Origin of the sequence: Marinococcus halotolerans DSM 16375 (assembly GCF_000420725.1) — a bacterium.
Lineage (GTDB): Bacteria > Bacillota > Bacilli > Bacillales > Marinococcaceae > Marinococcus > Marinococcus halotolerans.
Genome location: NZ_ATVM01000016.1, coordinates 57,713 through 72,094, shown reverse-complemented (window position 1 = coordinate 72,094; position 14,382 = coordinate 57,713). Strand labels below are relative to the sequence as shown.

General features: G+C 45.2%; 11 protein-coding genes and 1 pseudogene. 6 read left to right on the top strand and 6 right to left on the bottom strand.

From position 1 onward, the window contains the following. A pseudogene (locus G548_RS0111865) lies at positions 1-245 on the top strand (IS701 family transposase); the annotation flags it as partial. 165 nt (positions 246-410) lie between these two features. Here the strand turns inward: G548_RS0111865 and galE are convergent. Next, a complete protein-coding gene (gene galE, locus G548_RS0111860) occupies positions 411-1,427 on the bottom strand; it encodes a UDP-glucose 4-epimerase GalE (protein ID WP_022794373.1) in 1,017 nt (338 codons plus the stop codon). 111 nt (positions 1,428-1,538) lie between these two features. Continuing rightward, positions 1,539-2,222, bottom strand: a complete 684-nt coding sequence (locus G548_RS0111855) for a glycoside hydrolase family 191 protein (RefSeq protein WP_245558600.1) — start codon at positions 2,220-2,222, stop codon at positions 1,539-1,541. Between the two features lie 382 nt (positions 2,223-2,604). On the opposite strand from G548_RS0111855, the gene G548_RS0111850 reads away from it, so the two are divergent. The 5 genes from G548_RS0111850 to pelG are packed head-to-tail and all read left to right on the top strand — an operon-like array spanning position 2,605 to position 9,471. Beyond that, positions 2,605-3,840 carry a hypothetical protein gene (locus G548_RS0111850; RefSeq protein ID WP_022794371.1) on the top strand — a complete coding sequence of 412 codons (1,236 nt, stop codon included), beginning with the start codon at positions 2,605-2,607 and terminating at the stop codon, positions 3,838-3,840. After that, positions 3,830-4,765: a tetratricopeptide repeat protein gene (locus tag G548_RS0111845; RefSeq protein WP_022794370.1), complete on the top strand. Its 936-nt coding sequence runs from the start codon at positions 3,830-3,832 to the stop codon at positions 4,763-4,765. Before G548_RS0111850 ends, G548_RS0111845 begins: the two co-directional genes overlap by 11 nt. Beyond that, entirely contained in the window at positions 4,762-6,600 is a 1,839-nt protein-coding gene (locus tag G548_RS0111840) for a DUF2194 domain-containing protein (protein ID WP_022794369.1), read from the top strand. Before G548_RS0111845 ends, G548_RS0111840 begins: the two co-directional genes overlap by 4 nt. After that, on the top strand, positions 6,597-8,018 hold the full coding sequence (pelF, locus tag G548_RS0111835; protein WP_022794368.1) for a GT4 family glycosyltransferase PelF: 1,422 nt from the start codon (positions 6,597-6,599) through the stop codon (positions 8,016-8,018). Before G548_RS0111840 ends, pelF begins: the two co-directional genes overlap by 4 nt. Next, complete coding sequence (pelG, locus tag G548_RS0111830) at positions 7,999-9,471, top strand: exopolysaccharide Pel transporter PelG (protein WP_022794367.1); 1,473 nt, start codon at positions 7,999-8,001, stop codon at positions 9,469-9,471. Before pelF ends, pelG begins: the two co-directional genes overlap by 20 nt. 47 nt (positions 9,472-9,518) lie before the next feature. Here the strand turns inward: pelG and G548_RS0111825 are convergent, their stop codons facing one another. From G548_RS0111825 to G548_RS0111810, 4 genes are all read right to left on the bottom strand, one after another. After that, positions 9,519-10,934, bottom strand: coding sequence for a right-handed parallel beta-helix repeat-containing protein (locus tag G548_RS0111825; protein WP_022794366.1), 1,416 nt, complete (start codon positions 10,932-10,934; stop codon positions 9,519-9,521). A gap of 135 nt (positions 10,935-11,069) precedes the next feature. Continuing rightward, positions 11,070-11,546, bottom strand: a complete 477-nt coding sequence (locus tag G548_RS0111820) for a DUF4188 domain-containing protein (protein WP_022794365.1) — start codon at positions 11,544-11,546, stop codon at positions 11,070-11,072. A 132-nt stretch (positions 11,547-11,678) separates the two neighbouring features. Next, the gene (locus G548_RS0111815; RefSeq protein ID WP_022794364.1) at positions 11,679-12,725 is read right to left on the bottom strand and encodes a GGDEF domain-containing protein; all 1,047 of its coding nucleotides are present in this window, start codon (positions 12,723-12,725) and stop codon (positions 11,679-11,681) included. A 274-nt stretch (positions 12,726-12,999) separates the two neighbouring features. Next, positions 13,000-14,328 (bottom strand): DUF2252 domain-containing protein, encoded by a 1,329-nt coding sequence (locus G548_RS0111810; protein ID WP_022794363.1) that lies wholly within the window; start codon positions 14,326-14,328, stop codon positions 13,000-13,002. Between the last annotated feature and the right edge of the window lie 54 nt (positions 14,329-14,382).

The window sequence follows — 14,382 nt, the reverse complement described above, 5'->3', positions numbered from 1 at the left end:
AGGAAGCCAAGGGCAAGCTGTCGATGGGCGGGTACCGGCTGCGGAGCGCCCCGGCTATCCGACGCTACCTGCTTCTCCTCCAAACCGCCTGGCTGCTGCTTGCCTGGGCATTTGCGGGCACCATCAGTGAAGCCTTTCATGCCAGTCATCAGGATCACCGGCGGCGGGAGATTGCGGATATTTATCAGCGCGCCCGGGCGGGCGCGACCCTGGAAAGCGTATATGACGCTTATCGCGTCGCCTGACCCGCAAAGCCATCGGTTGGATGATATTGTCGATGATTTCCAATATTTAAATCCATGACCAACATTTGTTTTCAAAACTGCAACATTAGAGTAGAAATATCTCTTAAATTTAGAAATAAAAGCAAAAAAGCCTGTAATAACAGGCTTTAATGAAGTCATTACTATTTACACAGACGGGTAACCCTCCGGATTGTGCTTAATCCACCGCCAGGAATCCTCACACATATCCTTCACTCCTTTTTGAGCGGTCCATCCCAGTTCATTACGTGCTTTGGACGGATCGGCATAACAAACAGCAATATCCCCCGGACGCCGGTCCCGTATTTCATATGGAACGTCTTTCCCGGATGCTTTTTCGAATGCTTCCACCAATTCGAGTACACTGTACCCCTGCCCGGTGCCAAGATTAAACTCTCCAATTCCCGGCCCTTCCATCGATTTGTGCAGGGCGCTTAAATGACCCTTTGCAAGATCCACAACGTGAATGTAGTCCCGGACTCCTGTGCCGTCTTTTGTCGGGTAATCATCGCCGAACACGTACAACTGCGGAAGCTTCCCTACCGCTACCTGCGTTATATACGGCATCAGATTATTTGGTATACCGCTTGGAGACTCTCCGATTCGTCCGCTCGGGTGGGCACCGATCGGATTAAAGTACCGGAGTATGGAAATACTCCATTCGTGGTCGGACACGTAAAGATCCCGGAGAATATCTTCAATCATCAGCTTTGAATTGCCATAGGGATTCGTCGCCTGCAGCTCAAAGTCTTCTGTAATTGGATTTGTTTTCGGCGTTCCGTACACTGTAGCCGAAGACGAAAAAATCATCTTTTTCACATTATATTTTTTCATCGTTTCTAACAGGATAATGCTCCCCGTAATATTGTTATGGTAGTATTTGAGCGGGATTTCCACAGACTCTCCAACCGCCTTCAGTCCTGCGAGGTGAATAACTGCTTCAATATCAAATCGTTCAAATATGCTCTCCATTCCTTCGCGGTCCAGCAGATCCACATTGAAATATTCAAGACTTTTTCCAGTGATTTCTTCCACCCGCTCCAGGGAAACAGAGCGGCTGTTGGAAAAATTATCGATTACTGCTACTTCATGTCCTTCTTCCAGAAGTTCTACACAAATATGGCTGCCTATATATCCCGCACCGCCGGTTACTAGAATCATCACTGATCTCCCCCAAAATTTGGTTATTTATTATTTCCAACCTACATCATTTTCTTTTTAATAACAATACTATTCTCGGTAAAACTCTTTGTCACTCTGCTTTTCTTCGCTCTGCTACCATACATTATATCCACGTGGGGAATGAAAATGGCAGAATCCTTGAGAATGTGCATACTTCCGGCTTTCTTCCTCTTCACGTGCCGACACCGTGAGTACTTGAATATTGTGTTTTTTTCGCAGCTTTTTTAATTTGGCAATTTTCTGCTGTGCCCATTCGTCGCCCGCAATCGCTGAATACTCAAACCCTTCCCACATGATGCCGTTTACAAACGGATACGTAGTGGTGCTGAGTGTGTCAAAACCCCAGTTCTGAATGATAGCCAGCTGCGGATGTTTTTCTTTAATGCTTTGCATAAATACAGCCATCGCCGCGCGCTGTGTACGCAGTATTTCAGGTTCGTTTTCATGCTCGTCATCAATGTTTCCCACCGTGTCTAAAAATACACCGTCACACCCCTTGGCGTGCACCTGCTTGGTGACTTCATTCATAAGGACTTGCCGGTAATGCTCTTCATCCATATTCATCAGGTAGGAATCCCACTGTTTATAATATACGCGGCTTCCCCGGCGGTGAAAAAAATCGTTTTCCTCCATCTGTGTATACAAAGCCTCATTCCACCGGTCCGCTTCCATCGCGTTAATATAGCCATAAACTTTCGTTTCTGCCCGTTGAATGGCCTTCACCTGCTGCCTGGAATAATACACCGGTTCAATGATTACCACATCGTAATTCTTCATTTCCCTGAGTATGTTTTTATTTGGGGAATCGTAAAAAATTTTGTAATTTTTCATTTTTGACAGCGCAAAAGTGCTGCGAGAAGCGGGTTTTAGTTTCGTTATAAAAGACTCATAAAAAAATGCAGAAAAATTTGTAACAAAAATCATTTTTTGTGAGATAATACCCATAATGCTCCTCCTTACCAATAGTAAACAGGCTTTAAAGCAAATAATTAGCACTGGTTCTTATTAATTGCAGGGATTTATGAACCATGCCATTGCGCCCTTAATATCCCATTTTTAATTCTTTTGTAAGTATAAAGTTTTACTAAGCTTACTTTGAAGGGACATTAATATCAATATGGTGCATAAATCTAATATAACTTTTTGAAGAGGTGATGGGATGATTTACACGCAGAAAAATGTGTGGAGAAAAGTGGTGGAGCTGCTCGTTGTCGTTCTTGTACTGGGAATTACCGACCAGGTATTTCAACTGGGAATGCTTGATTGGACACTGAACCCGTTCTTGTTTGTGATTTTGTTTTTCTCTCTGCGATACGGCATTAATATTGCTATCCTGAGTTTTTTCACTACTCTTGTGTATCACGTTATTGCCACGTTTACAGCGGGAGATGATTTATTCCTTCTGTTTTATGACACCGGTGACTACCTTTATTTATTGTTTTCCCTGCTTCTCGCTGTTATATGCGGCCTTTACAGCTCCTCCTACCGGGAACGCTATGAAAGCCTTACGTATACCCAGGAGGAATTGAAGGATGATAATAAAGAACTGACGAAAACAATTAAAGAGCTCGAAGACTCCCAGCGCGTCATGCAGGAAAAAGTGCTGGACTCCGAACATACTCTTGCCCAGATTTACCAGGTGGGCATCAAGCTCGACCAGCCTACACCAGAGCTTGTTCGAAATGAAGCGATCGCTATTATTGCCGATTTATTTAAAGCGAATGACATTGCGATTTATCACGTAGACTCGTCTAAAAGATCCCTCCGGCTGAGAGTGCGCCAGGGAAGCTCGCAGACACTGCCGCAAACCGTATTTTTAAGCGAAGAATCTTCTTTTTATCAACGCTTGTTTACGGAAAAAGCAATCACGCTGCGTAACGTCAAGGACGAAAAAAATGCGCCGGTAATTGCAGGGCCGATCGTTTATAACGAAGAAATCCAGGAAGTGCTGATTATTGATCAGCTCGATTTCGCCCGACTTACTACTCATGAAATTCAAATCATGTCCTTTGTGCTCGACTGGATTTCCAACCGTATTGAAAAAGCACGTGAATGGCAGGCAAAGGATGAAGAGAAGCAGATGCTTCCCGGCACACACGTCTATTATAAAGACGCCTTTGACGCTCACGTGGCACAGCAGGATGTGCGTCAGGAGGAGTACGGCGTGCCTTACAGCACCGTAGCTATTCAGTTTGACCGCTTTGAGGGAATGTCTGTTGCCGAGGCTGAAGTTATTTTGCGGACTTATCTTCGTGAAATAGATATTATCGGCTTTGATGCCAGACAGAGTAACCTCTACTTCCTCCTGCCCGGCACCGATGCTGAAAATGCCCAGGTGGTAGAAAAACGAATCAAAAAAGCCTTAAAAGAAAAAGGAGGCACTCATGCTGGGTAACCTTATACAGCCGACGATACTTGTTATTCTTTTTTACATCGTTCACGCCTGTATTTTATTTGCTGCGGCGAAGGCCGCAAAAAAAAGAATGCAGCCGGAGCAGTACGGAGCCGTTATCTGGATTGTGCTGATCAGCTGCTTTCTTCCTTTAATTGGGGAGGCTTTCGGTCTGCTTGCCTGGTGGGCCTCCAGGCGGGTGGATTCAAACAAAATCGTCTCTGACTACACAGACTACGTGAAGTTTCAGCCAATCAACCTGGAACATCTGCGTTATGAAGCCAAAGATAGTAAAAACCTTACCCCCTTGATGGAGGCATTTACAAATGATAATCAGCCGGACCGTAAAAGCTTAATGCTGAAGCTGATTAACTCCAACATCTCGGACAAAGGAAAGTATTTGAACCTCGGACTCAACAATGATGATTCGGAGACCGTCCATTACGCTGCCACAACGATGAATCTGCTTGTCGACCGCTACGAAAAAAGTCTTGATACAGCAAAAACAGAGCATGAGCACTTTCACAGTGAAGAGACTCTCAGCAGATTGATTGGTGTCTACCGGGGGTACCTCGACAGCCGCCTGCTTGACGATCATTCGCAGGAGCATCTCCGCTATGTATTTCTCCAGTTTTTAGAACAGGCAGCCAAAGATTTCCCAGATTATATGGAGGTCTTTAACCAGCTCGGAGACATTTATCTGCAGCTTGATTCCCCAACACAGGCCGTCAATACGTATATGTATATGCTTCAGGCATTTCCGCATGAAGCCGACGGTTATTTAAACTTGATTGAATACTACTATAACCAAAAAGACTGGACCGGGATAGAGCATGTCCTCTCCCAAATGCATGAACATGTGGCTCCAGAAAAAATACCGGAAAACCGCCAGTACATTGTCCGGCAGATGGGAGGGGTCGTTTCATGAGAAAACAGATGATGAAGTCAACGATCGGGCTCTTTGTTGTCATTTTAAGTATTCTTCTGGTTCTCCAGTTTATCAGGCTCGAGCGTTTTCAGCTGTGGCTGCCCCATCAGGCCTCAAATACAGCGGAAGAAACAGAAACGATGAATTCAGGCAGTGAGGAAACGGCGGGAGAAGAAATGAATGTCTACGTGCACAAAAACGACAGCGACCTTTCTGAAAACACGTTAAATAACTTTGAATATGCTCTGGATTACGCCAAAGTTCCCCACACGGAAATTTCGCAGGAAGAAATTGCAGACCTTGAGCCTTCTCCTTATAATGTGCTTGTACTTGCCGGCGAGCATGGAGAAGAATGGCCGTTTGAAGAAATAGAGTCATTTGTCGAAGGGGGCGGACGGCTTTATATTGGTGCCCGCTTTATTGATACAAGATACAATGAAATGCTTGGTATCGATGACGTAAATGATTTCAGTAACCGCCAGGGCCTGACATTTGAGCAGGAGCTCTTTCCAGGGTATACCGATCTTGATAGTAATTCCCCCCTCTTCTCACACAGCATCGCCAATATGACCTTGCGTGAAGGAGCAGAGCCTTATTTATCCACCGAAGGCGACCCGTTAATGTGGACGAATGAGTACGGCGAAGGTAAAACGCTTTTTTGGAACACCACCGCTATGGAAATGAAAAATGCCCGCGGAATGCTGCTGCAGTCACTATCTATTCTTCCGCCTGCTTTTGCAAGCAGTCAGGCTGATATTAAGATGGCCCATATTGACGATTTCCCTGCGCCTGCGCCGTCAGCGGAAGACGAGCAAATTGCCAATCAATACAACATGTCTGTGGAAGACTTTTACGCCGACGTCTGGTGGGAAGATATGAAACAAATTGGCATGGACCATGATCTCACGTATACCGGACTAATCATCGGCACGTATCAGGATACAATGGATCTCACAGCTGAAGAGCTTATTGAAAATGACCGCTTTCCACTGCTTTTCTTTGGCAGAAATGTCTATCGCCATGACGGGGAGATTGGGCTTCATGGGTACAATCACCAGCCGCTTGTGACCGAAGACGAGCCCATGGATCCTGAACTCTTATACACCCCGTGGGAAGATAAAGAAAAAATGAAGGAATCTCTCACACGGGTAGAGGAAGTATTTCAGCATTACTACCCTGAAGAGGAATTTAAAACGTACGTGCCTCCTTCCAACGTATTAAACAGAACTGGGATTGAAGCAATCCACGAAGCGCTCCCAAGCATCACCACGATTGCTTCTCTCTATACCGGTGAAGGCGAAGGAAGCTTCATCCAGGAGTTTGAAGAAGATGAAGAATATCCGTCGATTTACCATTTTCCACGCGTCTCCAGCGGATATTGGGAAAGTGCTGACTCTCAGTTCATTCAGGCAGATGCAATTGCAAACTTCGGTGTCTTCTCTCACTTTATTCACCCGGATGATGTGCTTGACCCGGACCGTTCATACGGCGGGGGTTGGGAGGATATGAAAGCCCAGTTTGAGGACATGGCTGTTTTTGTTGAAGACACTTATCCACATCTCGACAGCATGACCCAGGCACAGGCCACAGAACGAATGAAAAGCTATCAGGCTTCAAACATTGATATTATGTATCAGGAGGACCGGATCGTGATTCAGGGAGAAAATCTGCTTGAGCCTTCCACTATGATGCTTCGTGTTGACAAAGGCACCTCCATTGAAACAGGGAGCTTTGACTTTGGCTCCATTGAAGCCTACGGCGATTCCGGTACGCTGTACCGTCTGACACTCGAAGAGCCGAAAGCTGAAATTCCATTAAAGGATGATGCGTCATGAGAATAGGCATGGTTGTAGAAGGAAGCTATCCTTACGTCAGCGGCGGGGTGGCCAGTTGGGTGCAGATGCTCGTAAAACAGATGCCCGAGCATGAATTCGTCATCATAGCCATCACCCCGGAGCCGATTTCCCCGGAGGGTTACCGTTATGAACTGCCGGGCAACATTTCGCAGGTGCTGAACCTTCCACTTAATATGCAGCAGCCGAGGCGCCAGCGGAATTTCCATTTAACGCCGGAGGACGAAGAAGCGATTACCGAATGGATGATGTTTGAATCCGTCCGTTCGGACGCTCTTCTTGCTCTTGGGCAAAAACTCGGGGGCACAGAGAACTTTTTCTCAAGCAGCCTGTTCTGGGAAATTGTGCAGCAGAGCTACGATAAAGAACAGCAGTCCGGTTCGTTTATCGACTATTTCTGGATGTGGCGCGGCATGTTTGCGCCCGTGATCGAACTGCTTCAATTTTCGTTTCCCGAACTTGATATTGTTCATTCGGCGTCCACGGGCTATGCCGGTATGGTTGCTGCTGCCATCAAAAAGCAGCAGGAGATCCCGTATCTCCTGACTGAGCACGGTATCTACTCCAGAGAGCGGGAGGAAGAAATTCTGCAGGCTGACTGGATACCGGACTACTATAAGCAGCGCTGGATCACATTTTTTCACCATCTTTCGCGCCAGGCGTATAAAGAAGCAGATGATGTAATCACCCTGTTTGCCCGCAACGGCGAACTGCAGGAGGACATCGGGGCTGATCCCGCTAAAATTGAAATCATTCCAAATGGAATTGACTACGCCCGCTTATCGCTTGTCGAAAAAGATAAACATCATCATTCGTATGTTCATATCGGTGCCATTGTCCGTGTCGTGCCTATTAAAGACATTAAGACGATGATTCATGCCGGTAACATTTTAAAAAGCCGGTCCGTTCCTTTTAAACTCACTATTATGGGGCCGCTTGATGAAGATCTCGAGTACGCCGGTGAATGCCGGCGCCTCGTCGATCAGCTCGATCTTCAGGATCAAGTTTTTCTTGTCGGGAAAGTAAACATTACCGATTATCTTCCAACCTTTGACGTGTGCCTGCTGACGAGTATTTCTGAAGGACAGCCCCTGGCCGTTCTTGAAGGCATGGCAGCAGGCCTTCCATTTATTGCAACAAATGTAGGCTCCTGCTCCGAGCTGATTCATGGCCGTGAAGGCGACCCATACGGACCAGCCGGCTTTGTCGTTCCTCCGGTCAACCCGGATCAGGTAGCCCAAAAATGTGAATGGATCTATAAGCATCCGGAAGAGGCTGAAAAATTCGGCCGTAACGGCCAGAACCGAGTCGAAGCGTATTACCAGATCCATCAGTTTATCCAGGAATATACAGAACGTTATCATCAAAGGGGGCTCGAATATGGCCGGCATAGGGTTTAAACTTCAGCAGTTGTTTCAGGAAGACTACTTTTCCTCCAGGATGAAAGCCTATGCTTTTGCCGGCCTTGTCACCGCCGGACCATGGATCGTCGTAATCGCTACTATTGCAATGATCCAATGGTTTTCCATGGTTTTTCTCCCCGTGACCCTGCAGGAAAGGGAGCTTTTCAACTTATCTATTTCCTACTCGTTTATTTTTTCTCAGGTGCTGTTTGGCATCCAGCAGCTGGTAGTTACACGGTATGTCGCGGATTTATTTTATGAAAAAAAGACAAATAAAGTGTTTCCAACATTTCTCGGCATGACCAAGGTAACTCTGTTTCTAGCAGTCACTGTTTGGCTTATCTTTATACGGATAAGCTCTCTGCCATTTTTGTATGAGCTCCTGCTTCTTGTATTGTTTGTAACCATTAACTTGATCTGGGTGCTGTTTTTATTCTTAAGTGCCGCCAAGTTTTATCAGGCTGTCGCCTACAGCTTTTTGTCCGGCGCAGTCATTGCGGTCGGCATGGTATTTCTTCTCGGCCGCTCCGCAGAAGCCTTTACGTTCATTCCGCACGCTACTAGCTTTATGCTTGTGCTCGGCTTTACAAGCGGAATGGTTGTCACATTGTTTGGGCTGTTGTTTTCGATGCTGATTACGTTTCCGCTTCATACATCCGACAGCCAGTTTCAATACATCAGCTATTTTGATAAATACCCGACTCTCTTCTGGACCGGCTTTTTGTACAATGTAGGCATCTGGGTATGTAACTGGATTATCTGGTTTGGCGAAGGCAGATCAATTTTACTTGATACATTTGTCTATAACCGGGTTTATGACACGGCAATTTTCTGGTCATACCTCACGATTATTCCTACGCTGATTATCTTTGTCGTATCAGTAGAAACCCGTTTCTACGAGCGCTATCGTTCATTTTACGGCTATATCAACCAGGGCGGGACGCTTCAGCAGATAAAAACGTCAAAAGAATCTATGCAGTACGTCTTAAAGCAGGAGCTCGAGCGGCTTGTGCGCAGCCAGGGCCTGATTTCGATAGTGATCATTTTGTCAATTGGCTACGCTGCCACTTTTGTTCCCGTCGAAAATGACATTATCTCGATCTTCCGTTTTACGACGGTCGGGGCATTTTCAAATGCCATGGTTCTTGTGCTGACGCTTATTCTTCTTTACTTTGAAGACCGGCGCGGTGCGATGATTACTTCTATTCTGTTTTTCTCTTTAAATGCGGTACTCACCTTCCTGCTGCTTCCTTTTGGGTTCAACGGCTATGGACTAAGCTTCGCGCTCGGATCGAGTGGGGCCCTGCTGTTTGCCCTGCTCCGTCTCACGTACTTTATTGAAAAAGTCGATTACTTTGCTTTTTGCAACCCGAATAACCTTGAACGCCCCAATCCACCGACACTATTTACTAAAATGAGCCAGTGGATGAACAAACGCACGATTCTTTAAAAGCATAAGAAAGGCCGGAAGGATAGCAGTTATCCGTCCGGCTTTTTTTATTCAATAACGTCACGTGCAGGGGAGTCCTGGGCCAATTCAAAATTGTAATTAGAGGCGTTTTTGTACTGCGGATTCACGTAACGGGAATCATTATTACTTCCGATCAGGGACTGAAATTCATTCAGCGTAGTCACCTGCTCGTTTTCCCAGATCCAAATACCTTCTTTGCCCTTTTCCCGGTGATACACATTCTGGTCAAATTCGTTATTAGTATTGTCTTCAAAATAATTAGCTACAAACACACGCGAGCTTCCTGCTGTTAATATATTATTTTCAATTCTGTTGTTTTCCGTGTCATTCTGCAGCAGCAGCTGCCCGCCGTCCAAGTCGTTTGTATCATTGCGGTATATAATATTTTCTGTAATCGTGCTGTCCTTCGTCCCACCCCGTTTTTCATCATATCCGCCGATGGAAACACCGGTAAAAATATTCTCATAGACCGTGTTCCCGGTAATCCGGATATTATCTGCCTGTTCCCCGTCCTGCTCCGAGGTCGCTTCAATACCCAGGTCATTTCTGTATACCGTATTGTTTTGAATATCAATGTCGCTGCCGCCGTCTACATAGATTCCACCCGCGGCATAAACATCCCCCTCTCCGTACGCTGGATTGCCGTATGAAGAGTTGTCGTAGACGGTATTGTTTTCCACTGTTCCATTCCGGGTGTAATCAAGCTCCGGGTCATCTCCAACATCCTCGTACCCGATCATGTCAATTCCAATGTTATCGTTATGGCGTACTGTATTTGATGCAATCGTAAAATCTTCCACATTTCCATTTAAAACGACTGCTTCGCTTGAGCCGAGCACAAGGTTTTCCACCGTGTTGTTAATAATTTCGACATCGGTGATCGCTTCCCGGCCATATACTGCGATACCGTGGGCGTTACCGCTGTCTGCATTCGTTTCAATACCACGGATGTGATTATTATCGAGCGTAATTCCTTCAGCGCTGTCATGCACGAAAATACCTACCGGTGTTTCGTTGTTAAGCTCTGTCGATAAATTTTGAATGGTGAACCCACGAATGGTAATATGATTCTGTTCTTCGATATGAATCATTGCTGTTATACCTGCTTCGTCTTCCATTTCTTCACCGCTTAAAATTACGTCTTCGTCTTCATATGCTTCAAATGTAACCGGGCTCGAGGCGCTGCCGCTTTGCGAGACCTCCAACGGTTCTTCGTACGTCCCCCCTCTGACATAGACGGTTGTTCCAGGCTCCGCCTGTTCAGAGGCTGCATTCAACGTCTGCAGTGGTGCCGACTTGCTGCCGTCATTACTGTCATCCCCGTCCGTTGCTACATAAAGACAAGAGGTGGCAGCCGCCTGTGTGCATTCCGAAAAGATTAATACTCCGACTGTAATACCCCCTGCAATAAGAAGCGTCAGGGCGATCCATAATTTTTTCATATCATCTGCTCACTTTTTGTTGAAGTTACCCTGATTGTTTCCTATAGGGATGATGCTGTTATTTATTATACGTCATAACACGAGTTTAGTCCTAGTCCCTGCCTGGATTTTATTTTTTACTAGGTCAGTTTGTTTTCATTGCTCCCTTTCTATTCGTTCATTGGCTGTACTGGTCACTTTGGTTACTGGCTCAGTGCCAAGCGCTTTGCCGAGACCGAAGGGCGGCATGTTCACATAAATCGATTCGTAAGCCCCTTTGGGTACTATATATGTTTCATGATAAATACCGACCGCACTGTTTCCTTTTGTTCTTTTGTTAAATGTCCGCCATGCCTTTAAATGCTTTGGCGCCTTCGCATATGCAAATAATTCCTCCTTGGAATGCCAGTACTGGATCATCATCGTTGTCGGAAATTGAATATAGCTTTGCATGCCCAGGCATCCCAGCTCTTTGTGCATGGATAATTCTTTGATCATCGGGGGCATCGAAAGCAGCACCGGAAGCCACTTATGCACGGCCCGCCATTTATTAATTCTCATCCCTATAACAAATACCGTCACTTCCCGGTCTCCTGGCGTGGTATACCTGCCGGCCTTATTTTTATTGCCCATCCTTGTGTCCCCTTTCACTGTAGTTTTTTAAGAAAACGGCCGCTCCACTTTCCTTTATCATACTCCCTTTTTTCATTCCGGACCGCTTTTAATAAAAAAACTCTCCAGCTTTTTTAAGCTGAAGAGCTATTATTAAGTTTCCACCACTTCATGTATCGTAGTACGGTTCCGTCCCTTTTGCTTCGCATTATATAACGCCCGGTCCGCCTGATTAATCACCTCTTCGATGTTTCTGCCTTCTTCCCATTTCGCTATCCCGATCGATACCGTTACCGGCACTGCTTCACCGCAGTGGTGCAGTACATTTATATTCATCTCCTCTTTCACAGTCTCTGCCAGCCTTTCAGCCTCTTCAACACCTGAAACCTCTGCTGCTGCCAAAAACTCTTCTCCACCCCATCGGGAGACAAAATTTTTACCCTTCAGGTTTGCAGTAATAACTTCGGAGACATGTATAATAGCTGCGTCTCCTACCGCATGCCCGTATTGGTCATTAATCGATTTAAAATAGTCGATATCGATCATCATAATATAAAAGAAATTGTTCTTTTCCATTTTTTCAGACATAAGTTCATACATCTTCCGCCTCGTAAAAAGCCCGGTGAGTGCATCAGTTGCTGCCATATGTTCAAGCTGCCGGTTCATTTGATGCAGGTTTTCGATCATTTGATCAAAATTATTACGAAAAATCGAGCCGAGCAGCGCTATAATACAAAGCGCCCCTATCATATTCGCTTCCGGGAAAACGAAAGCCGCAATATCATTTTCCAGAGGGGGCACGTTTACAGTCAGTCTATAAACCCCCATATACAAAATTATAATAATTACAAAAGCCGTAGCCTTCACCCCTCGGATTTGTGGAAAAAAGAAAAGCACGTAGGCAGTAACAATCATGTAGTAATGAAATCCCGTCTCCCATCCAAGCACTGTCGTAGCAACGACGGCATGAGCCATGACCTCTGTAAGCACAAGGAAAAAACATGTTACATATTTCCTTTTTTTCATCAGAAAGTAGGCAATTACATATACAAGGCAGCTAATCACATTCACAGCAGCCATCGTCTCGAATTGCAGCCGCCAAAACCCCACGAGCCACACCATATGAATAGCAAAGGCAATGTATACACCATACTTGATCGTCGCATGATATAACTGCACTTCTTTATTTTGTCCACTCATGAGCCAGCCCTCCCTCAGCCGCAAAACTTCAGACAGTACAATTTTTTTCTTAATAATAAAAAAATATACTTAGTCCTTTTTCATAAATTTTATAGTTCTTTAGTCTTACTTTACCATCATTATTACCCATTGTCTTCTAATTCACTCGTTTAATATGAAAATTTTTTCATACTCAGCCATATAAAAAACCGCTTTTTCAGCGCACCTGCCTTTAGTCCCCTGCTATTTGTGAACAAAAAATGCCGGCTTTTCCGCCGGCACCGTTGGTTTCTCATTATTCGAAGCTTTCCTTTAGCCATTCAAGAAAGAGCTCATAATCCTCTTCTACCCGCTCTTTGTAAAACCTTGACCATGTCACCATTTCCTCAATAAAAATTTCTTTGTCATCTCCAATGGACTTTAATATTTCATTCTCGCTGTGATAATCAAGCAGTCCCTGAGCAATATCAACGTCCGCCCGGGCATGAACCTTTGCTGATATTTTCCCCATTGTTTTCACCGTGCGGTGCATCCGTTTCGGCTTCTCCAAATGCTTGCTCTTTAAATCTTTATCGTACGGTGACCGTTCCCGCACATAGTAGTCACGATGCTGAAGCGTGAAGTAGCCTAAATAAGGGTCAGCCAGATGGTGCATCGCCCGCTGGGTTTTGATCACCCGCTTACCCTGGTGCTTATTTGTCTTCCAGAACGTTTCTTCATATGGAAAAAAGTAAGCCGGAATCGGCGTACGCGCTTCCTTTGCTTCCAAAATAACATGGTCCTCTCCGCCTTCAATCAAAATGTAAAAGCGCTTAAGACCGGTGGACCCGATGCCGGCTCCTGTTTTTTTCACTATATCTTTAATTTCATAATGCTCTTCGCTCTGGTAGCTTTCCTCTGCCAGACTGCCTAAATACTGATCCCAGATTTTTATTATTTCCTGGTACTCGTTGTCAGTCACTGAATCGAGTTTTGATTTTTCCCGTTCAAATACATGATCGCCACTGTCATTAACGAAAGTCTGCTTGTCGAGCTCGTGAGTAGCTTTTCGGTCCTCAAGCTTTTCGAGCGTCTTTTTGATTGGCTGCTTTGTATTTTTTGAAGTAAACTGCGTTTTGACCGGATCTTTTTTTCCTTTTTTGAATTGTTTTAGTCGCTTATAGTAGGCATTTAAATACGTTCGTACGAAAGCATCCCGCTCCTCATCGTTAAATCCCTGCTGCATGGCAAACAGCCGGATACTGACCACCATACGGAGCACATCATACAGATAAGAACCAAGATAGCCCTCGTCAAAATCATCTACATCAAAAACAATTTCTCCATTTTCATTCTGGAAGCTGCTGAAGTTCTCCATATGCATGTCGCCCATAATCCAGGTCGGCCTGTCTTCTGGTGTATGATGCCGGAACGGAATGTTAACTACATCGTAGTAAAACAAATACGCACTCCCCCGAAAGAAGCTGTAGGGGTCCTGCTTCATCTTGACGTATTTCGCCTTGCGGCGGGTTTTGTTCAGATTCATCAGACGGTCATCGAATTGATCCAGAATGGTGGCGAGCGTCTGCTTGCGAAGGTACTTTTTTGTCGTATAAAAATCCAGTTCTTTATTATGTTCCGCCATAATATCTCCCCTTTTTATGAATTCCATTATTTTCTATCGTACCATGTTATCTTC

What these genes read in the sequence shown, in the direction of transcription:
- G548_RS0111855 (WP_245558600.1), bottom strand. Translation starts at nt 2,222, where the DNA reads ATGAAGAATTACGATGTGGTAATCATTGAACCGGTGTATTATTCCAGG.
- G548_RS0111850 (WP_022794371.1), top strand. Translation starts at nt 2,605, where the DNA reads ATGATTTACACGCAGAAAAATGTGTGGAGAAAAGTGGTGGAGCTGCTC.
- G548_RS0111845 (WP_022794370.1), top strand. Translation starts at nt 3,830, where the DNA reads ATGCTGGGTAACCTTATACAGCCGACGATACTTGTTATTCTTTTTTAC.
- G548_RS0111840 (WP_022794369.1), top strand. Translation starts at nt 4,762, where the DNA reads ATGAGAAAACAGATGATGAAGTCAACGATCGGGCTCTTTGTTGTCATT.
- pelF (WP_022794368.1), top strand. Translation starts at nt 6,597, where the DNA reads ATGAGAATAGGCATGGTTGTAGAAGGAAGCTATCCTTACGTCAGCGGC.
- pelG (WP_022794367.1), top strand. Translation starts at nt 7,999, where the DNA reads ATGGCCGGCATAGGGTTTAAACTTCAGCAGTTGTTTCAGGAAGACTAC.
- G548_RS0111825 (WP_022794366.1), bottom strand. Translation starts at nt 10,934, where the DNA reads ATGAAAAAATTATGGATCGCCCTGACGCTTCTTATTGCAGGGGGTATT.
- G548_RS0111820 (WP_022794365.1), bottom strand. Translation starts at nt 11,546, where the DNA reads ATGGGCAATAAAAATAAGGCCGGCAGGTATACCACGCCAGGAGACCGG.
- G548_RS0111815 (WP_022794364.1), bottom strand. Translation starts at nt 12,725, where the DNA reads ATGAGTGGACAAAATAAAGAAGTGCAGTTATATCATGCGACGATCAAG.
- G548_RS0111810 (WP_022794363.1), bottom strand. Translation starts at nt 14,328, where the DNA reads ATGGCGGAACATAATAAAGAACTGGATTTTTATACGACAAAAAAGTAC.